This window comes from Microvirga sp. GN3, from assembly GCF_055792825.1.
Genome location: NZ_JBVVAK010000041.1, coordinates 41,749 through 61,158, shown reverse-complemented (window position 1 = coordinate 61,158; position 19,410 = coordinate 41,749). Strand labels below are relative to the sequence as shown.

Here is a 19,410-nt window from a genome sequence, read left to right as displayed (position 1 = left end):
GCGGGTGTGGCACAGTGCAATCGGTGGCAGGGGTTAGTCTCAGCAACTAAATCCTACGCTGCTTCAAGTGCTTAAGCTACATCCGCCAGCCTTCTCCAACCGCCTCGTGCATAAAAGCGGTTAGCTGCCCTTCTTGCCGCCGCCTTCCTGCTTGTTGACGGTGGCCCAGGCGCGCCGTTCGGCTTCCTTCTCGGAGACGCCACGGCTCTCGTAGGACTCCTCGATATGCTCGGCCTTGCGCTTCTGCTTGTCGGTATAGGCGGACTTGTCACCGCGAGGCATGGTGCTCTCCTTTCAATCGATGTCGCAGAGAGGCGCCAGGAGGCGCTTTCTCTCCCGGCGTCAACCGAACCGGAGAGGCCTGGTTCCGCAATCCTGTTGCGGGGAATTGGCGCATCGTACGCGCCGAACGACGCACCAACATAATGAAGAAGCATCGGATGGATCCCAAAAGCGGTGTCCACTTTTGGGTCCGATGCTCTAGCCGCTGTTGCGCAGCCCCGCCGCGATACCGTTGATGGAGAGGTGGATGCCCTGGACGACCTGTTCGTCCGCATCGCCAGACCGGTGACGCTTCAACAATTCGATCTGCAGGTGATTCAGCGGATCGAGATAGGGGAAGCGGTTACGGATCGAACGGGCGAGGAGCGGATTGCTGTCGAGCAGGGATTCCTGCTGCATGATGGAAAGCAATTGCTTGATCGAATCCTCCCATTCATGGCGCAGGCGCGGGAAGATCGCATCGCGCAAGCTCTCGTCTGCGACGAGGTTTGCATAGCGCGAGGCGATGGCGATGTTGCTCTTCGCCAGCACCATGTCCATGTTCGAGAGCAGCGCCTGGAAGAACGGCCACTCGCGATACATCTCCTGCAGCAGCGCCAAGCCGGTATCGGGCCGCTTTTCGAGCCATTCGTTGACGGCCGAGCCGAAGCCGTACCAGCCCGGCAGCATGAGGCGGCACTGCGCCCAGCCGAACACCCAGGGAATGGCGCGTAAGTCTTCGATGCGTCGCGAATTGGTGCGCGACGCCGGCCGGCTGCCGATATTCAGGTTGGCGATCTCGCCGATCACCGTCGATTCCCAGAAATAGCGCTCGAACCCTTCGGTCTCGTAGACGAGTGCCCGATAGGCCTTGAAGGCGCTGTTCGAGAGCTCTTCCATGGCGTTCAGATATTCCTCGCGCGGCGCGGATTGCCCGGAATGCAGCAGCGAGGCTTCAAGCGTCGCGGAGGCGAGGATTTCGAGATTGCGCCGTCCGAGGTCCGGATTGGAGTATTTGCCCGCGATCACCTCGCCCTGCTCGGTGATGCGGATGGCGCCCTGCACGGCCCCGCCCGGCTGCGCCAGAATTGCCTGATAGCTCGGCCCGCCGCCGCGGCCCACGGAACCGCCGCGGCCGTGGAAGAGACGAAGCGCCACGCTGTGGCGCTTGAACACCTCGACCAGCTCGATCTCCGCCTTGTAGAGTTCCCAGCCTGACGTGAGGAAGCCGCCATCCTTGTTGCTATCGGAATAGCCGAGCATCACCTCCTGCGCCTGACCGCGGCTGCGCAACAGGCGCATGTAATCGGGCAGTGCGAAAAGCGCATCCATCACGCCGCTGCAATGGCGCAGATCCGCGATGGTCTCGAAGAGCGGGATGATGTTCACATCCATTTCGCCATCACGCGGGCGAAGCAATCCGGCTTCCTTAAGAAGAAGCGCCACCTCGAGAATGTCGGACGGATCGCTCGCCTTGGAGATGACGTAGTTCGGCACGGCCGCGCGGCCGTAGCGGCGATGGGCCTCGGCGGCCTCATGCACGATGGCCAGTTCGGATGAGGTCTCCGGCGAATATTCGAGATAGGGCGATGTCAGGAGACGCGGCGTCCAGAGCTCTTCCAGAAGCAGAGCGACTCGCTTGTCTTCCGGCAGGCCTTCGTAATCGGTGCCGGGATTTGCCTTCTCGAAGAGTTCGGCAACCACGCGCTGATGAACATCGGAGTTCTGGCGCATGTCGAGGCTTGCCAGATGGTAGCCGAAGACATCGACGGCGCGGCGCAATTTGCGCAACCGGCCGCGCGTGAGGGAGCCTGATCCGTTCGAGCGCAGGGAGCGATGCAGGATCGAGAGGTCGCCTTCGAACTCCTCGACGCTGTCATAGGCCGGCGCCTCGCCCACCGCATGGCGGGCAACATCACCGTGACCCAATCGGGCAGCGGTTGCCGCAAGACGCGCATAGATGCCCGTGATCGCCCGGCGATAGGGCTCGTCCTGGCGATGGGGCGAGAGATCGGGCGACGCCTTGGCGAGTTCCTGGACCTCGTCGGAAACGTTCACATAGCGCCCGTCGAGGGACAGCTCGGCGCCCAGGCAATGCAACTCCTCCAGATAGAAGCCGAGCGCGTGCTTGCTCTGCAGCAACAGGGCCTGACGCAATGCATCCGCCGTCACGAAGGGATTGCCGTCGCGGTCGCCGCCGATCCAGCTCCCCATGCGCAGGAAGGACGGAACCTCCACCGTGCCCCAGGCGGGATCCATGGCCGCAAGCTGATCCTCCAGGGAGGCATAGACCTGCGGCAGCTCCTTGAAGAAGGTATTGTCGTAATAGGACAGGCCATTCGTGACCTCGTCGATCACCTTGAGCCTGTTGCGCCGCAGAATGCTCGTCTGCCAGAGGGTGAGGATGGCACGCCGCAGGGATTCCTGACATGCCGCCTCCTCCTCCGGAGTCAGGCGCTGACGGTCACGCCGTGCCAGAACCTGCGAGATCTCCATCTCCCGGTCGATGGTGCTCTTGCGGCGCACCTCCGTCGGATGCGCGGTCAGGACCGGGCAGACGAGGGCTGAGGCAAAGAATGCCTGCAGCGCCGTGTGGCTGATGCCCGCCTCCTGGATCAGCTTGAGAGCCCGCCCCAAGGTTCCCTCGCGCGGCGCCGCAGCCTCCATAGCATGAGCGCCCGCCATCGCATGAGCCCGGGAGCGGCGGACATGGTGCTGGTCCTCGGCAAGATTCGCCAGATGCGAGAAATAGCTGTAGGCGCGGATGATCTGGTTGGTGCGTCCGCGCGACAGGCTGTTCAGGATCGTCTCGAGCTCGCGGCGTGCAATTTCATCCTCGTCGCGGTGGAAGCGGATCGAGGTCTGGCGGATGCGCTCCACGATCTCGAAGGTCGCCTCACCCTCCTGCTCGCGAATCGTGTCGCCGAGGATGCGTCCCAGAAGCCGGATGTCGTCACGAAGGGGAAAATCCTTCTCGGGCGTGACGTCGGGATTGATCAGGGACATGGGAGCTCCCGCTACAGGTGCATTTGCTGCACTGCGAAATAAAACCCTTTGTCACCCTACGGCAAGCGTAATTATATTTTAAATTCGGCCTAATTCGTGACCGCCCAGCGCTCCGGCGCCTCCGTCTGGCCGATCAGCGCCAATCCATAGGCGATCGACTCGAACTGGTCAGCGGAGGTCAGCCGGTTTTCGCCGAAACGATCCACGAACAGATTGCGGATGGCAGGGACGAAGGACGTGCCGCCCGTGAGGAAGACTCGCTCGATCTCGCCCGGCTTCACTCCGGCCCTGGACAGCGCCTCGTCGACCGTTCCTGCGATCCGATCGACATCCTCAGCAATCCATCCTTCGAAATCGGCGCGTGTGATCTTGGCCTGAATGTCGACGCCCTCACCCTGAAAGCGGAAGTCCGTTTCATCTTGGCTCGACAGGGCCACTTTGGCCGACGACACAGCGCGGTAGAGGGCAAAGCCGAGATCGTACTCGATGATGTCGATGAACTTTTCGAGCGGCTCGGGCTCGAGCGCTGTGCGGGCGAGCTCGCGCAGCTCCTTCAGATCGCCGCTGCCCTTCATCATCGCGAGCTGGTTCCAGCGCGCGAAATTCGCGTAGTAGTGGTTGGGGATCGACAGGATCTTGCCCATCGAGCGGTATTGCCCGCCCTTGCCGAGGCGGGGCGAGACGACCTTGTCGACGATGCGGTAATCGAAAGCATCGCCGGCAAGGCCGATACCCGAATGGCCCAGTGGCTCGGCCCGCAGCACGCCGCCGGCCTTCGAAAATCGCATCACCGAAAAGTCGCTGGTGCCGCCGCCGAAATCCGCCACGAGCACCGTGGAATCGTGGTCGAGCTGCCGCGCATAGAAGAACGCGGCCCCCACCGGCTCATAGACATAGCGGGCCTGCTCCGCCCCGAGACGGCCGAAGGCGGCCCGGTAGCGCTGCATGGCGAGGTCGTCGTCCGGATTGTAGCCGGCGAACTGGACCGGCCGCCCGACGACGACGTTGCGGGCGCCCCAATCGAGGTGCGAGCCGCCATGGCGCATGAGCGTGCGCAGGAAGGCGCTCAGGAGATCCTCAAAGGCGTAGCGCTCGCGGAAAATCCGGGTTTCCTTGAAGGTCGCACTCGCCGCGAAGGTCTTGAAGGACTGGATGAAGCGGTGGGCGTGGAGTCCCTCCAGGAACTGGTCGATGGCCCAGGGCCCGCCCTCGACCTGTGTCCTCAGGCCGTTGCCGTGCCGCTCGTCCCAGAAACAGAGCGCGGTGACATAGACCTTGAGCCGCTCGCCCCCGTGCTCGAAGGTCAGCGCCTCCACATGCCCGTCAGGGCCTGCGATGGCCACGACCGTGTTACTGGTGCCGAAATCGATGCCAATGGATAGATCGTGGGACGGGGGCATGGCGACCTCGGAGCACAGCTTGAAGGGCCGGACGGTCTATACGCCAAGGCCTGCCAAGCCAAGCGGAAATGTCGGATGGGCCGATATTCCCTATCGGCACTGCAACCCCGGCGCTGTGGACGGCCCGTTGACCGGGGGGCGCCCCGCACCGTAGAAGCCGCGCCTTACGCTTTTTCGGAGACTTCCATGCTATCCATCGGTCAGCGCATCGCGAACGAACTGAATGTTCAGGAATGGCAGGTCAAGGCGGCTGTCGATCTGCTCGACGGCGGTTCCACCGTTCCCTTCATCGCGCGCTACCGCAAGGAAGTCACCGGCACCCTGGACGATGCGCAGCTCCGCACCCTGGAGGAGCGCCTGCGCTACCTGCGCGAGCTGGAGGACCGGCGCAAGACGATCCTCGACAGCGTCCGCGAACAGGGCAAGCTCACCGACGAGCTGGCGCTCCAGCTCAATACCGCAGACACCAAGGCGCGGCTCGAAGATCTCTACCTGCCCTACAAGCCCAAGCGCCGCACCAAGGCCCAGATCGCCAAGGAAGCGGGCCTGGAGCCCCTGGCCGACCTGCTCCTGAGCGAACCGGCCCGCGAGCCGAAGGAGGCAGCCGCCGCCTTCGTGAATGCGGAGAAGGAGATCGCCACGTCGGAAGCCGCACTGGAGGGAGCGCGGTCGATTCTGGTCGAGCGTTTCGCGGAAAATGCGGAGCTGCTGGGCGCTCTGCGCGAAACCTATTGGGAGCGCGGCAGCCTCACCTCGAAGGTGCGCGACGGCAAGCAGAACGACGGCGCGAAATTCGCCGACTATTTCGACTTCGCCGAGCCGCTGACCAAGCTGCCCTCGCACCGGATCCTCGCGCTCTTCCGCGGCGAGAAAGAAGAGATTCTCGATCTGCGCATGGAAGAGGACAAGGACAGCGCCGAGCCGGGCTATGTCAGCCGCTACGAAGGCCGCACCGCGCTCGCCTTCGGTATCGTCGATCAGGGCCGCCCCGGCGACAAGTGGCTTCTGGAGACGGTGCGCTGGGCCTGGCGCACGAAGCTGCGCTTCTCCATCGAGCTCGACATGAAGATGAAGCTCTGGCAGCTCGCCGAGGACGAGGCGGTGAAGGTGTTCGCGGGCAACCTGCGCGACCTGCTGCTCGCCGCCCCCGCCGGCGCCCGCCCGACCCTCGGCCTCGATCCGGGCTACCGTACCGGCGTGAAGGTAGCCGTGGTCGATGCCACCGGAAAGGTCGTTGCAACCGATACCATCTACCCGCATGAGCCGAAGCGCCAATGGGACGAATCCATCGCGACGCTGGCGCGTCTCTGCCGTGTCCACAAGGTCGAGCTCGTCGCCATCGGCAACGGCACAGCCTCCCGCGAGACCGATAAGCTCGCCGCCGAGCTAGTCTCGAAGCACCCAGACTTGAAGCTCACCAAGATCATGGTCTCGGAAGCTGGCGCCTCGGTCTATTCCGCATCCGCCTATGCGAGCCAGGAGCTGCCCGATCTCGACGTGTCCCTGCGCGGCGCCGTTTCCATCGCGCGTCGTTTGCAGGATCCGCTCGCGGAACTCGTGAAGATCGACCCGAAATCCATCGGCGTCGGGCAGTATCAGCACGATCTCGCCGAGTACAAGCTCTCCCGCTCCCTCGACGCGGTGGTGGAGGATTGCGTGAACGGGGTCGGCGTCGATCTCAACACCGCTTCGGCCCCGCTCCTCGCCCGCGTCTCAGGCCTCGGCGACTGGCTGGCGCAGAACATCGTCTCGCACCGCGATGCCAACGGTCCGTTCAAGACCCGCAAGGCGTTGACCAAAGTGTCGGGCCTCGGTCCGAAGACCTTCGAACAGGCGGCAGGCTTCCTGCGCATCCCGAACGGCGACGACCCGCTCGATGCCTCCGGCGTCCATCCGGAAGCCTATCCGGTCGTGCGCCGCATTCTCGAGGCCACGAAAAGCGACATCAAGGTGGTGATCGGCAATGGCGCCGTCCTGAAGAAGCTCAACCCGCAGAGCTTCACGGACGAGAAGTTCGGCGTGCCGACCGTGAGAGACATCCTGGGCGAGCTGGAAAAACCCGGCCGCGATCCGCGCCCCGAGTTCAAGACCGCCACCTTCATGGAAGGCGTAGAGAAGATCAGCGACCTGAAGCCTGGCATGATGCTGGAAGGCGTCGTCACCAACGTGGCGGCCTTCGGTGCCTTCGTTGATGTGGGCGTGCACCAGGACGGACTCGTGCACATCTCGGCGCTGGCCGACACCTTCGTGAAGGATCCGCGCACGGTCGTGAAGCCGGGCGACATCGTGAAGGTGAAGGTGCTCGAGGTCGATGTTCCGAGAAAGCGCATCTCGCTTTCCATGCGCATGAGCGATCCGGCCGAGAAGCGTCCGGCCGGCCGCCAAGACGACAACCGGGCGGCTTTCCAGAAGCACCGGGCTCAGGCCGACAGGAAATCGGCCCCACAGGCCTCCTCTGGCGGCGCCCTCGCCGATGCCCTGCGCCGAGCCGGCATGGACAAGAGCGGCCGGAAGTGACCCAAGCGCATCGTGCGGAAAAGTGGATCCGATTTTCGCCGGCGCGGCCCGCTGGGTCCGCTCCGAACGATGCGCTAGCCAAGAGAAGGGGCGGCTTGTAGCCGCCTCCGAACTGCTCTAGAAGCAAAGCGTCTCACGGGGAGCCTCACACGGGGCTGAGAGGTGGCGAGGCCACCGACCCGTCGAACCTGATCCGGGTCATGCCGGCGGAGGGAATGAGCATGCGACATTGCCACAAAAGCCATGCCCCGTGCAATCTGCGCCGCCGCTTCGGCCTGCCTCATGCATGGGAGCGCTCCTGATGTTACGCCAATTGCTTCTCACTCTCATTTCGCTCGGGCTTGCCACCGGCCTCGCCCAGGCGCAGAGCAAGCCGACGCTGACCGTCTACACCTACAGCTCGTTTTCCGGAAAATACGGCCCCGGCAAGACCGTCAAGGAACGCTTCGAGGCGACCTGCGGCTGCGAACTCACTTGGGTTTCCGCCGAGGATGCGGGCAGCCTGCTCGGACGGCTGCGGCTGGAGGGCGAGAACACCAAGGCCGATGCAGTCGTCGGTCTCGACATGAACCTCATGGCCGAGGCGAAATCCCTCAACCTCTTTGCCCCTCATGGCGCTGAGGTAAAAGATCTGACACTTCCTATCAAATGGAACGATGAGGCCTTCATCCCCTTCGACTGGGGCTACTACGCCTTCGTCTACGATGCCAACAAGCTTCCCAATCCGCCGAAGAGCCTGAAGGAGCTGGTCGACAATCCCAATGGCCCGAAGGTGGTTCTGCAGGATCCTCGCACCAGCGCGCCGGGCCTCGGCCTGCTGCTCTGGATACAGAAGGTCTATGGCGACAAGGCCGGCGAGGCCTGGGGCAAGCTCAAACCCCGCATCGTGACCTTCACTAAGGGCTGGTCGGAGGCCTATGGCCTGTTCCTGAAAGGCGAGGCCGACATGGTGATGTCCTACACCACATCGCCGGCCTATCACATCGTTGCGGAGAAGAAAGACAACTACAAGGCTGCGGCCTTCACGGAGGGCCATTACCTTCACGTGGAACTCGCTGGCATGACCCGCACCACGAAGCAGCCTGAACTTGCCAGGAAGTTCATGGCCTTCATCCTCAGCGAGCCGTTCCAGTCGGCCATGCCGGAAGGCAACTGGATGATGCCGGCGAAGACCCCTGCCGCCGGTCTGCCGGCCGCATTCAAGGATCTCGTGCAGCCGAGCCAGGCGCTGCTCTTCACCCCCGAGGAGGTGCAGCAGAACCGCCGCGCCTTCACCGATGCCTGGCTCAACGCCACGGCGCGCTGACCGCCCGGCATGATCGTGAGGCTGCCCCATCCCGGAAGCCTGGTGGCCCTGGCCATCGTGAGTCTGGTCGCGGGTGGCTTCATCGCTCTTGCCAGCTTCGATGGAGGGACACCGACGCTTCTCTCCATCGGCCCCTATCTCTGGCGCGTGCTCGCCTTCTCCGTCATCCAGGCGCTGCTCTCGACCGTGCTGTCTCTTGGTCTTGGGATCGGCCTCGCGCTCGCGCTTGCACGCCGCAGGTTTCCGGGACGCGACATCGTTCTGGCGATCCTGGGCTCTACGATGGTGATGCCCACCATCGTTGCCGTCTTCGCGGTCTTCGCCGTCTATGGCCGGAGTGGATGGCTCGCCGAACTTCTCGCATTTCTCGGATGGACCGAGGGCTTCAGCATCTTCGGCTATCCCGGTATCCTGATCGCCCATGTGTTCCTGAATGGGCCTTTCGTCGCGCGGATCACACTCGACGGATTGAACCAGGTTCCCGCCGAGCACTGGCGCCTCGCCACCGCCTTCGGCTTCACGCCCTTCCAGATCTTCCGCCATCTCGACTGGCCGGTTCTGCGCGCGGAACTGCCCGGGGTCGCCGGCCTCATCTTCCTCATGTGCTTCAAGAGCTTCGCCATCGTGCTGGCGCTCGGCGGGGGGCCTAGTCGCTCCACGCTCGAAGTGGCGATTTTCGAAGCGCTCAAGATCGATCTCGATTTCGGCCGCGTCGCATGGCTCGCCCTGATCCAGCTTGCGATCTGCCTATCGATGACGGCACTCCTCCATTGGGCCTTCACTCGACCGCCAGTCGGCCACACGATCCGCAGCCTCATTCAGCGCCCCGATGCGAAGAACGAGCGTCTGAAGATCCTCGATGCCGTCGTGCTCCTTGTCAGCGCTATCTTCATCGCACCGCTCGCCTTCAGCGTGCTGACGGGCTTTCGCTCAATGCTCGCTGTGATCGATGCCGATCTTCTTCGGGCTTTCGTCACGAGCCTGGTGATCGCGACCGCGGCGGCCATTCTGGCCTGCGTCCTGACCTTTGCGCTTGCTTCCGCAGCGCGGCGGCGGCGGATCGTCCTGCGTTCGCCACGGATTGCCGCCTTCTACGATTTCCTGCCCGACACACTTCTCGCAGTGCCGCCCTTCGCGCTGACAGCAGGCCTGTTCCTGCTGATCCAGCGCTTCGGCGATCCCTCGACGGCAGGCCTCATCCTGCTGCCGCTCATCAACGGACTGGCCGCTGTTCCCTTCGCCTATCGCTATGTAGCGCCTCATCTCCTCACCACAGAAGAGCGCTATGGTCGCGTCGCGGCATCGCTTGGCATCACCGGCTGGTCGAAGCTGACGATCATGGACTGGCCCGTTCTCAAGAGACCGCTCGCTGCGGGCTTTGCCCTCGCGATGGCCCTGTCATTCGGCGATTTCGGCATCATCGCTCTCTTTGGCGGCACGGAACTGGTCACCCTGCCCTATCTCCTCTATGAGCGTCTCGGCGCGTACCGGCTCGACGAGGCGGCAAGCATCGGTCTCGTCATCGTCCTCTTCGCCGTTCTCCTCGCACACGCTTCAGGTCGTCTGTCCCATGCTGGTGATTGAGAATTGCCGCCTGACCTGGCCGGATTTCACGGCCGATTACTCGCTCACGGTCGAGAAGGGAAATCTCTGTGCCATCATCGGCCCGTCGGGTGGCGGCAAGACGACTCTACTTCACATGATCGCCGGCTTCGAAAAGCCTGAAAGCGGCACGCTCACCTTCAACGGACAGGATCTCTTGCCGCTCGAACCAGCCAAGCGCCCCGCCGCCATCGTGTTCCAGGATCACAACCTGTTTCCGCACCTGAGCGCGTCGCAGAACGTAGCGCTGGGACTTCGCCCTTCCCTGCGGTTGAGCGCGGATGAGAAACGTCTCGTGGGCGACATGCTCGACTCGGTCGGCCTCGAGGGCTTCGATGACCGCAAGCCTGGCGAGATGTCGGGAGGCCAGCGTCAGCGCGTGGCACTGGCACGCGCGCTCATCTCCGGCCGGCCGCTAATCCTGCTCGACGAGCCCTTCAGCAGCCTCGATCCGTCCTTACGCCGCGACATGATCCTGCTCGTCGACGAGATGCGCCGCAGGCGCCTCGTCACCATTCTCATGACGATCCATACGCCGGAGGATGCGGCGGATGTCGCCGACCAGATGGCCTTCGTTGCGGATGGACGGGTTGTGGCGTCGGGACGCCCCTCGGACATCCTCAACAGCACGCTCGCGCCGAGGATTGCGGCGGCCGTGTCGGATTCGTGAGCGGGGGGCAGCCGCTGTCATTCCGGGGCCGCGCAGCGGAGCCCGGAATCCACAACCGCTAGCGAAGCCGCACGAAGCGTGACGCCGCTCGTCTCTTCCTGAGACGTTATGGTTATGGATTCCGGGCTCGCCTTCGGCGCCCCGGAATGACAGTGCGGGCATCAACTCCGCTCAGCTAGAACCGACACGCCCGCCGCATCGAACACATGCAAGGCCTTGCGCGGTACATGGGCGGTGTAGGATCCACCCGGCGCGGCATTGGTCTCTCCCGGCGCGCGGACGATCACGTCGTCGCCACTCGCGAGCTTCATGTAGACATAGCTCGACTCGCCGAGCTGCTCGACGGCGTCGATGGTGCCTCTGAGCGAAGCGGCATCGGCACCGCCCTCTTCCATGTGCTCGGGCCTGATGCCGACCGTGACCGCATCACCCGACTTCAGGTTGCCGGGCCTCACCGTCAAAGCGGCTTCCGTGCCTGCAAAGCCGATGGTGGCGCTGTCCCCCTCCATGCGCAGAACCTGCCCCTTAATGAAATTCATCCTCGGCGAGCCGATGAAGCCGGCGACGAAGAGATTGCGCGGAGAACGATAGAGCTCCAGCGGCGCTCCCACCTGCTCGATCCGGCCATGGTTCATCACCACGATCTTGGAGGCGAGGGTCATGGCCTCGACCTGATCGTGGGTAACGTAGATCATCGTCGCGCCGAGATCCCGGTGCAGCTTGGCGATCTCGAGGCGCGTGTTGACGCGAAGCGCTGCATCGAGGTTCGAGAGGGGTTCGTCGAACAGGAAAACGCTCGGGTTGCGCACGATGGCGCGGCCGATGGCGACGCGTTGCCTCTGTCCGCCTGACAATTCCCGCGGCTTGCGGTCGAGGAGCGGGGTGAGCTTCAAGATCTCCGCTGCCTGTCGCACGCGCCGGTCGACCTCCGCCTTGTTCGTCTTGGCGAATTTCAGGCCGAACGCCATATTCTTGTAGACGTTCATATGCGGGTAGAGCGCATAGGACTGGAACACCATCGCGATCTTGCGATCCGCCGGCGGCAGCTCGTTCACGCGCCGGTCGCCGATCCTGATCTCGCCGCCGCTCACATTTTCCAGGCCTGCGATGATGCGGAGAAGCGTGGATTTGCCGCAGCCCGATGGGCCGACGAAGACAACGAACTCTCCATCCTTCACCGCGAGATTGATGTCGCGCAGAATCTCGGTCGTTCCGAAGGATTTGGCAACACCTTGAAGGGAAACGTCGGCCATGGCGGTCAATTCCTGGAATTAAGACGTCACTTCACGGCGCCGGCGGTCAGGCCGCGCACGAGATAGCGCGAGAACAGAAGATAGAGGACGAGGACCGGCGCGATCGCCAGCGTCAGGGAGGCGAGCACCGCGTTCCAATCCGTCACGTATTGCCCGATGAATTGCTGCACGCCGAGCGTGATCGTCTGCTTGCCGTCGCCGGGCGCCAGGATCAACGGGAACCAGAGATCATTCCAGACCGGCACCATGGTGAAGACGGCGACCGTCGCGATGGCCGGGCTGATCAGGGGCAGGATGATGCTGAAAAAGATCCGATACTCGCTCACCCCGTCACACCGGGCCGCATCACGCAGATCCTTCGGGATCTGCTGGATGAACTCACCGAGGATGAGGATGGCGAGCGGCAGCCCTTGCGCCACGTAGACGAGGATGAGCGCGGTCAAGGTGTTGACGAGGTTCAACTCCACCATCATGCGCAGGATGCTGACGCTGCCGAGGCGGATCGGGACCATGATGCCGATGGCCAGATAGAGCGCGATCAGCGTGTTGCCTGGAAACTTGTACTCGGTCAGCGCCCAGGCGGCCATGGCGCCGATGAGGACGATCAGCACGAGAGAGACGATTGTCACCGTCAGGCTGTTGAAGAAGTAAAGCCCGAAATCCGCATTGGCGAAGACCCGGTCGAACCCGATAGTGGTGAAGGTCTGGCCGTTGGGAAGGCCGAGCGGATCGGCGAAGATCGCCCGCCTTGTCTTGAAGGCGTTGATGAGGATCAGAAAGATCGGACCGAGCGCCAGGATCGTGTAGAGGATCAGTGCGATATGGACGGCGATGCGGCTTGGCCGAACGGTTGTTCCCATAGCACCCTCAGAACGTATGCCGCTGCAGCCGCCGCTGCACGCCGAAGAGATAGATCAGCACGCCCACCAGAATGATGATGAGCATGGCGGTCGCGACCGCCGCCCCCATGGTCGGGCTGCCGACCTGAAGCTGGAAGCCGAAGAAGGTGCGGTAGAAGAACGTGCCGAGGATGTCGGTGGAAAAATTCGGCCCGGCGAGCGCGCCCTTAATGGCGTAAATCAAGTCGAATGCGTTGAAATTGGCCACGAAAGTGAGGATCGAGACGACGCCGAGCGTCGGCAGGATCAGGGGCAGGCGCACGAACCAGAACACGCTGAAGGGCCCCGCCCCGTCGACGGTCGCCGCATCGAGCAGGTCGTCGGGAATGTTGAGCAGTGCCGCATAGATCAGCATCATGGGAATGCCGACGAACTGCCAGACCGAGATGAGGGAGACAGTCAGCAGGGCCGTCGATTCCTGGCCGAGCCAGGGTCCGAAGAGGCTGCCGAGCCCCACAGCCTTCAAGAGGCTCGGCGCGATGCCCCAGAGCGGATTGAGGATGAGCTGCCAGATGAAGCCGATGATGACCACGGACAGCATGGTCGGCAGGAAGATGAGCGTGCGATAAAGGCTGCCGCCGGTCAGCCGCGGCAGGCTGAGCAGCATGGCGAGCCCTAAGCCGATGCCATTCTGCACCACCATGTGAATGGCGAAGAAGATCAGGTTGTTGGTGAATGCATTCCAGAACCGGCTCGACCAGTTGGGATCCATCAGAAGAGTATGAAAATTCTGGAGGCCGGTGAAGCTGAGCGCGCCCGTCTCGTCGCCAGCATAAAGGCTCAGGCGAATCGTATCGACGAGCGGGTAGATCGAGAACAGGGTGTAGATCGCAAGTGCCGGCGCCAGGAACACCGCGATATGGACAGGAAAGCGCGAGCGGGTGGGAATCACATCCGCCGGCTGGGCGCTTGAAGCCGTGAGATCCGTCATGCTGCTCCAGGCAGAAGGAGAATGGGATAACGGGCCACCCATGGGTGGCCCGCCTTGATGCTTTCAGCGCTTACTTCTTGTGCGGCTCGTACCAGCTCGCAAGACCGTCCTCGGCCTTCTTGGCCGCCTCCTCAGGCTTCATGCTGCCGTTCATGACCTGGGCGCTCACATTCCAAAGCTCGGTCTCGAGGTCCGGCGTGCCGCGGGCCAGGATCTGGTAGGAGTTGCGGATCGAGCTTTCGCAGGTGCCGCGCCAGCCGACGAACTTGGCCGCGACCGGATCCTTCACCTCGACCTTGGCCTTCGAGAGCGGGAAGAAGCCCGGCAGCTCGTTGGCGTAGATCTCGGCGAATTCAGGCGAGGCCACCCAAGACAGGAAGGTTTTCGCGGCATCGACATTCTTCGATTTGGCATTGATGCCGACCGCGATGTCGGTGTGGTCGCTGATGTAGCACTTGTCGCCGGCCTTCACGACGGGTGGTGGGAAAGCGTCAAACTCAAAATCAGCCTGCTTGCGGAAGATCGGAACGTCCCAGGAGCCCGCCGGATAGATCGCCGCACGGCCCAAAGTGAACAGGTTCTGCGTATCCGGATATTTCTGAGACTTGTAGCCGTCGCCCATGTAAGGCGCCCAGGTCGCCAGCTCCTTGAACACGTCCACATAGGCCGGATCGGTGAACTTCTGCTTGCCCTCGATGAGCGCCTTGCGCCCTTCCTCACCCTTCCAGTAGTTCACGCCGATATTCTGGAAGCCCATGGTGGCGGCCTCCCACTGGTCGGCCGTGCCCATGGCAATCGGCGTGTACTTGCCGTCGGCCTTGATCTTGTCGAGCACCGCGTGGAACTCGGCGACCGTCTTCGGCGGCGTGAGCTTCAGCTCGTCGAAGATTTCCTTGTTGTAGACGAAGCCGTGGATCACCGAGGCCATCGGCATGCAGAAGGTGGTCTTTCCATCATCGGTCGACCAGGCACTCTTAGCCACGTCGGAAAAGTTCTCGATGCCCTTCACGTCGTTGACGGAAACCAGGTTGCCTTTCTTGAACAGGTCGAGCGAGGCATCGAACGGGCGGCAGGTAATGAGGTCGCCTGCGGTGCCGCCGGCAAGGCGCGCGTTGAGGGCGGCGTTGTATTCGGTCGGCGGATCGGCCTTGAACTGCACCTTGATGTTGGGGTGCGTCTTGTTGAAGGCCGGAATGATCTTGGTGTTCCAGACATCCGCATCATCGTTGCGCCAGCTCTCGATGGTGAGTGTCTGGGCCGTGGCGGCATTGGCGAAAGCAAGAGCTGCCGCGGCCACCGAGGCGGTCGCGAGCAACTGTCCTGCGCGGCGCAGGACGGCTTTCGAATGGGGTTTCGTCATCGTCTTTTTCCTCCGTGACCGAGAGGCGTCTGGAAACGCCCCTGACAATGTGGCCCTCTGATTGTCCCGTGCCGATTTTATTGCATTCTTGCGCATCCCAGCGGGCGAGCTTGACTGTTCCATCGGAAAGCGCTTTGGACAAGTGACCTCATATTGGTATCGGCAAAATTCAAAGACAACTCCTCTTTGACGGCACTCGCCACAATTTGCCGGCTTCCTTTTTCCAACTCGTTGCTCTCTCTGCCATTGACGCTCACTCGGCCTGTTGACAACGCGCCTGGGTATTCCATGTCCATGCCTCTTCCCGAACTGGACATTAAGTGGCATGGTGCCTGTCCGTAAGATACTTCCCGAGATCCGTTTCGCATGACCGACCTTTTGTTCCTTGGCATTGACGGCGGCGGCACCAAGTGCCGGGCCCGGCTCCGCGATGCTCAAGGACATTTACTCGGGGAGGGAACGGGCGGACCTTCCAACATCCGCCTCGATCCCGATCTGGTCTGGAACTCGATTCTGACAGCTTGCCGCGAAGCTCTCGCCCAAGCGGGGCTCCATGAGGGCGACCTGAAGCGAATCCATGCCGGCATGGGAGCTGCCGGCGCCGGGCAGACCAGCGCCGTCGAGCGTCTGCTGTCGCGTCATCATCCCTTCGCGTCCTTCGAGATCGAGACGGATGCACATACCGCCTGGCTCGGCGCCTTCAAGGGCGGCGACGGCGCCATCCTGATCGTCGGCACGGGCTCCTGCGGCTATGGTGGCACCAGCGGCCAATGCCATTATGTCGGCGGCTGGGGCTACGAAGTGTCCGACGAAGGCAGCGGTGGCGCCATCGGGCGCGAGCTCCTGCGCCGCTGCATCTGGGCTCATGATGGGCGCGCAGTCTCGACGCCGCTCTCGGATGCGGTTCTCGCCGAGTTCAACAACGATCTCGAAATTCTCGTGGACTGGGTCGGCAAGGCCCGCCCGGCAGATTATGGCCGCTATGCGCCGGTCGTTCTGCAGCATGCCGAGAAGCGCGATCCGCTCGGCATCGCGATCATCGAGGATGCGGTTGCCGGATTGGGGAGAATCGCCACGCGCCTGCTCGATCTCGGCGCTCCGTCAATCTGTCTGTTCGGAGGCTTGGCGGAGCCGCTTCGGCCCTGGCTTCCACCGCCCGTTCAGCGAACCATCGTCCCCCCTGCGGCGGACGCACTCGATGGCGCCATCCTCCTTGCCAGCATGGCCCTCCAGGGGAGGCGATCATGAACGAGCATTCCGGCGAGGCACTGTCATTCCTTCCCCTGGACGAGGGCAATCCCACTCCCCTCTATCTGCAGCTTCAGCAATCCATCGAGGAGGCTGTCCGCAAGGGCGCGCTCAAGGCCGATGCCGCATTGCCCGGCGAGCGCGATCTGGCCAAGCAGCTCGGCATTTCGCGCGTCACCGTCCGCAAGGCCATCACGGGCCTGGTGCAGAAGGGGGTTCTCGTCCAGCGCTGGGGATCGGGCACCTTCATCGCGCCGCAGATGCGCTTGGAACAGCCGCTCTCCCGGCTCTCGAGCTTCACCGACGACATGTCGGCCCGGGGCCTGAAATCCTCGGCCGTGATGCTGAGCCAGTCGACGGGACCGGCCTCCACGGATGAGCTCATGGCACTCGGCCTCTCGCCCGGCGACCTGGTGAGCCGCGTCAACCGCCTGCGCCTTGCCAACGGCATTCCCATGGCGATCGAGAACGCGGTCATTCCATCAAAAGTCCTGCCCGACCCTTCTCTCGTCAAGCAATCGCTCTATGCGGTGCTGCACGACCAGGGCTTCATGCCCACGCGCGCCTTGCAGAGACTGCATGCGGTTCTGCTCAACGAGGAACAGGCCTCTCTGCTCAGCGTTGCGCCTCAGAGTCCTGCCCTTTACATCGAACGCCGCTCGTTCACCGCTGCGGGCGAAGTTGTCGAATTCACCTCGTCCTATTACCGGGGCGATGCCTATGATTTCGTGGCCGAACTGACCATCAGCCAGCCCGAACGGATGCACAACGATGATGCCTGATACCAATGCTTCTCCCCTGACGGCCATGCTGCGCGAGGCGCAGGAAGCGCCGCAGGTGGTTGCGCACCTGCTCAAGAGCAACGCGCCCCTGTGCCGCGAACTGGGCGAGCGTCTGCGCGCCTCCCCGCCGCCTTTTGCCGTGACCTGCGCGCGTGGCAGCTCCGACAATGCGGCGACCTTCGTCAAATATCTGCTCGAGATCCATTCCGGCCTCGTGACGGCTTCCGTCGGTCCTTCCGTGACCTCCGTCTATGAAGCGCGCCCGCGCATGCGCGATGCTCTGTTCCTCGCCGTGTCGCAATCGGGCCGCAGCCCGGACATTCTCAACCTCGCCCAGGCCGGTCGGGACGATGGCGCGCTCACGGTGGCGCTCGTGAACGACACGACCTCGCCGCTCGCTTCCACCTGCGAAGTCGTGCTGCCGTTGCATGCGGGGCCTGAGAAGAGCGTCGCCGCCACGAAGTCCTTTATCGCGGCGCTTGCTGCAGGACTGCAGCTTGTGGCGCACTGGTCGCAGGACCGAGAGCTTCTCGACGCGCTCGACACCTTGCCCGACGTGCTTGCCAAGGCCTCGGCCACCGACTGGTCGGCCGCGCTTCCCATGCTGACGGAGGCCGATGATCTCTTCGTCGTCGGGCGAGGCGTCGGTTTCGCCGTCGCGCAGGAAGCCGCGCTCAAACTCAAGGAGACCTCCGGCATTCACGCGGAAGCGATGAGCGCCGCCGAGCTGATGCACGGTCCCTGGACGCTTGCGGGCGATCACTTCCCGATCCTGGTTCTCAGCCAGCGGGATGAGACCCTGAGCGGCGTCAACGATCTCGTGACGAAGCTGAATGAACAGGGCGTTCCTGTCATCGTCGCGGGCGCCGCGGAAGGTCCCGCCTCCGTCACACTGCCAGGGATCGAGGATGCTCATCCCTATCTCGCGCCCATCGCGCTCATCCAGAGCTTCTATCCTCTCGTGAATGCCACAGCCCTGGCGCGCGGCCGCAATCCGGACAATCCTCCGCGCCTGCGCAAGGTGACGGAGACCGTCTGATGTCCATTGCTCTCGTTGGAGCCCGCGTTTTCGACGGCGCGCATATGCTCGACGGCCGCGCCGTCGTCATCGAGAACGGCCGTATCCTCGGCCTGCCACATGAACGAGATCTAGGCAGCGGCGTAGAGCGCCGCCGGATCGAGGGATTGCTGGCACCCGGTTTCATCGACGTACAGGTCAATGGCGGCGGCGGCGTGCTCTACAACGACGTGCGCACACTCGACGGCATCATGACCATTGCCGAGGCCCACAGGACCTATGGCACGACGGGCCTGCTGCCGACCTTCATCACGGATACCCGCGAAAAAATGGCCGAAGCCGTGGAGGCTATGCGCGCGGCGCTCGCCGCACGCGTTCCCGGCGTTCTTGGCATCCATCTCGAAGGCCCCTTCATCAGTCCGGAGCGTAAAGGCGTGCACAATCCCGCCTTCATGCGCCCGATGGAGGAGGAGGATATTGCGATCATGACCTCCCTCACCGAGGGCCGCACGCTCGTGACGTTGGCGCCGGAACGAAACAGCATGGAGGCGATCGCGCGTCTTGCTGCAGCGGACGTACTGATCTGCGCCGGCCACACGGCCAGCGACTATGAGACGGTCATGGACGCCACCCGCCGCGGCCTTCGCGGCTTCACGCATCTCTTCAACGCGATGCCGCCCATGGCCGGGCGTGACCCCGGTCCCGTGGGCGCGGCGCTCGACAGCAAGGATACCTGGTGTGGCCTCATCGTCGACGGCCATCATGTGAGCGATGCCGCCTTGCGGATTGCCATAGACGCCAAAGGTACGGAACGGATGATGCTCGTGACCGATGCCATGTCGGTGACCGGCACGGATCTCACCAGCTTCGAACTGCACGGCCGGACGATCTACCGCAAGGACGGCCGCCTCACTACGGCGGACGGGACCCTCGCCGGCTCGGATCTCGACATGGCGAGCGCCGTGCGCAACAGCGTTGAGAGGCTGGGCCTTGCACTGCCGGACGTGCTGCGCATGGCATCGCTGATTCCGGCCCAGTTCCTGCGTCTCGATCACGAATTGGGCCGGATCGCATCTGGTTATCGCGCCGACCTCGTTCTGCTCGATGACGGCCTGCAGGTACGGCAGACTTGGATCGCCGGGGACAGCAACTGAGCG

The 19,410-nt window shown here is 63.3% G+C and carries 14 protein-coding genes, 1 pseudogene and 1 riboswitch; of the genes and pseudogenes, 8 read left to right on the top strand and 7 right to left on the bottom strand.

Translation table 11 applies throughout. From position 1 onward, the window contains the following. Positions 1-129 precede the first annotated feature (129 nt). From ACS5Q1_RS20225 to ACS5Q1_RS20215, 3 genes and pseudogenes are all read right to left on the bottom strand, one after another. A pseudogene (locus ACS5Q1_RS20225) lies at positions 130-282 on the bottom strand (plasmid stabilization protein); the annotation flags it as partial. Between the two features lie 198 nt (positions 283-480). Further along, complete coding sequence (ppc, locus tag ACS5Q1_RS20220; RefSeq protein WP_473099862.1) at positions 481-3,267, bottom strand: phosphoenolpyruvate carboxylase; 2,787 nt, start codon at positions 3,265-3,267, stop codon at positions 481-483. 89 nt (positions 3,268-3,356) lie between these two features. Then, positions 3,357-4,667: an Hsp70 family protein gene (locus ACS5Q1_RS20215; protein WP_473099861.1), complete on the bottom strand. Its 1,311-nt coding sequence runs from the start codon at positions 4,665-4,667 to the stop codon at positions 3,357-3,359. Between the two features lie 186 nt (positions 4,668-4,853). On the opposite strand from ACS5Q1_RS20215, the gene ACS5Q1_RS20210 reads away from it, so the two are divergent. The 4 genes from ACS5Q1_RS20210 (at position 4,854) to ACS5Q1_RS20195 (ending at position 10,762) form a co-directional block, all read left to right on the top strand. Beyond that, on the top strand, positions 4,854-7,184 hold the full coding sequence (locus tag ACS5Q1_RS20210; protein WP_473099860.1) for a Tex family protein: 2,331 nt from the start codon (positions 4,854-4,856) through the stop codon (positions 7,182-7,184). Positions 7,185-7,310: 126 nt separating this feature from the next. Continuing rightward, a riboswitch (TPP riboswitch) is annotated at positions 7,311-7,417 on the top strand. Between the two features lie 68 nt (positions 7,418-7,485). Next, entirely contained in the window at positions 7,486-8,490 is a 1,005-nt protein-coding gene (gene thiB, locus ACS5Q1_RS20205; protein WP_473099859.1) for a thiamine ABC transporter substrate binding subunit, read from the top strand. A 9-nt stretch (positions 8,491-8,499) separates the two neighbouring features. Further along, positions 8,500-10,074, top strand: coding sequence for an ABC transporter permease subunit (locus ACS5Q1_RS20200; protein ID WP_473099858.1), 1,575 nt, complete (start codon positions 8,500-8,502; stop codon positions 10,072-10,074). Next, the gene (locus ACS5Q1_RS20195; RefSeq protein ID WP_473099857.1) at positions 10,061-10,762 is read left to right on the top strand and encodes a thiamine ABC transporter ATP-binding protein; all 702 of its coding nucleotides are present in this window, start codon (positions 10,061-10,063) and stop codon (positions 10,760-10,762) included. Before ACS5Q1_RS20200 ends, ACS5Q1_RS20195 begins: the two co-directional genes overlap by 14 nt. A 161-nt stretch (positions 10,763-10,923) precedes the next feature. Here ACS5Q1_RS20195 and ACS5Q1_RS20190 read toward each other — a convergent pair whose 3' ends face one another. From ACS5Q1_RS20190 to ACS5Q1_RS20175, 4 genes are all read right to left on the bottom strand, one after another. Beyond that, on the bottom strand, positions 10,924-12,015 hold the full coding sequence (locus ACS5Q1_RS20190; RefSeq protein WP_473099856.1) for an ABC transporter ATP-binding protein: 1,092 nt from the start codon (positions 12,013-12,015) through the stop codon (positions 10,924-10,926). Between the two features lie 26 nt (positions 12,016-12,041). Beyond that, on the bottom strand, positions 12,042-12,875 hold the full coding sequence (locus ACS5Q1_RS20185; protein WP_473099855.1) for a carbohydrate ABC transporter permease: 834 nt from the start codon (positions 12,873-12,875) through the stop codon (positions 12,042-12,044). Between the two features lie 7 nt (positions 12,876-12,882). Further along, positions 12,883-13,845 (bottom strand): carbohydrate ABC transporter permease, encoded by a 963-nt coding sequence (locus ACS5Q1_RS20180; RefSeq protein ID WP_473099854.1) that lies wholly within the window; start codon positions 13,843-13,845, stop codon positions 12,883-12,885. 70 nt (positions 13,846-13,915) lie between these two features. Further along, the gene (locus ACS5Q1_RS20175) at positions 13,916-15,205 is read right to left on the bottom strand and encodes an ABC transporter substrate-binding protein (protein ID WP_473099853.1); all 1,290 of its coding nucleotides are present in this window, start codon (positions 15,203-15,205) and stop codon (positions 13,916-13,918) included. 366 nt (positions 15,206-15,571) lie between these two features. On the opposite strand from ACS5Q1_RS20175, the gene ACS5Q1_RS20170 reads away from it, so the two are divergent. Genes ACS5Q1_RS20170 through nagA form a run of 4 tightly spaced genes read left to right on the top strand, consistent with a single transcriptional unit; the run spans position 15,572 to position 19,407 of the window. After that, positions 15,572-16,453: a glucosamine kinase nucleotide-binding domain-containing protein gene (locus ACS5Q1_RS20170; protein WP_473099852.1), complete on the top strand. Its 882-nt coding sequence runs from the start codon at positions 15,572-15,574 to the stop codon at positions 16,451-16,453. Beyond that, positions 16,450-17,235, top strand: coding sequence for a GntR family transcriptional regulator (locus ACS5Q1_RS20165; protein ID WP_203442314.1), 786 nt, complete (start codon positions 16,450-16,452; stop codon positions 17,233-17,235). The genes ACS5Q1_RS20170 and ACS5Q1_RS20165 overlap by 4 nt, the downstream gene beginning before the upstream one ends. Next, the gene (locus ACS5Q1_RS20160; protein WP_473099851.1) at positions 17,225-18,274 is read left to right on the top strand and encodes an SIS domain-containing protein; all 1,050 of its coding nucleotides are present in this window, start codon (positions 17,225-17,227) and stop codon (positions 18,272-18,274) included. The genes ACS5Q1_RS20165 and ACS5Q1_RS20160 overlap by 11 nt, the downstream gene beginning before the upstream one ends. Continuing rightward, complete coding sequence (gene nagA / locus ACS5Q1_RS20155; protein ID WP_473099850.1) at positions 18,274-19,407, top strand: N-acetylglucosamine-6-phosphate deacetylase; 1,134 nt, start codon at positions 18,274-18,276, stop codon at positions 19,405-19,407. Before ACS5Q1_RS20160 ends, nagA begins: the two co-directional genes overlap by 1 nt. Positions 19,408-19,410 lie beyond the last annotated feature (3 nt).

Excerpts from the sequence above, each read along its gene's own strand:
- ACS5Q1_RS20215 (WP_473099861.1), bottom strand. The coding sequence starts at position 4,667 with ATGCCCCCGTCCCACGATCTATCCATTGGCATCGATTTCGGCACCAGT.
- ACS5Q1_RS20160 (WP_473099851.1), top strand. The coding sequence starts at position 17,225 with ATGATGCCTGATACCAATGCTTCTCCCCTGACGGCCATGCTGCGCGAG.
- ACS5Q1_RS20190 (WP_473099856.1), bottom strand. The coding sequence starts at position 12,015 with ATGGCCGACGTTTCCCTTCAAGGTGTTGCCAAATCCTTCGGAACGACC.
- thiB (WP_473099859.1), top strand. The coding sequence starts at position 7,486 with ATGTTACGCCAATTGCTTCTCACTCTCATTTCGCTCGGGCTTGCCACC.
- ACS5Q1_RS20185 (WP_473099855.1), bottom strand. The coding sequence starts at position 12,875 with ATGGGAACAACCGTTCGGCCAAGCCGCATCGCCGTCCATATCGCACTG.
- ACS5Q1_RS20195 (WP_473099857.1), top strand. The coding sequence starts at position 10,061 with ATGCTGGTGATTGAGAATTGCCGCCTGACCTGGCCGGATTTCACGGCC.
- ACS5Q1_RS20180 (WP_473099854.1), bottom strand. The coding sequence starts at position 13,845 with ATGACGGATCTCACGGCTTCAAGCGCCCAGCCGGCGGATGTGATTCCC.
- nagA (WP_473099850.1), top strand. The coding sequence starts at position 18,274 with ATGTCCATTGCTCTCGTTGGAGCCCGCGTTTTCGACGGCGCGCATATG.
- ACS5Q1_RS20200 (WP_473099858.1), top strand. The coding sequence starts at position 8,500 with ATGATCGTGAGGCTGCCCCATCCCGGAAGCCTGGTGGCCCTGGCCATC.
- ACS5Q1_RS20210 (WP_473099860.1), top strand. The coding sequence starts at position 4,854 with ATGCTATCCATCGGTCAGCGCATCGCGAACGAACTGAATGTTCAGGAA.
- ppc (WP_473099862.1), bottom strand. The coding sequence starts at position 3,267 with ATGTCCCTGATCAATCCCGACGTCACGCCCGAGAAGGATTTTCCCCTT.
- ACS5Q1_RS20170 (WP_473099852.1), top strand. The coding sequence starts at position 15,572 with ATGACCGACCTTTTGTTCCTTGGCATTGACGGCGGCGGCACCAAGTGC.
- ACS5Q1_RS20165 (WP_203442314.1), top strand. The coding sequence starts at position 16,450 with ATGAACGAGCATTCCGGCGAGGCACTGTCATTCCTTCCCCTGGACGAG.
- ACS5Q1_RS20175 (WP_473099853.1), bottom strand. The coding sequence starts at position 15,205 with ATGACGAAACCCCATTCGAAAGCCGTCCTGCGCCGCGCAGGACAGTTG.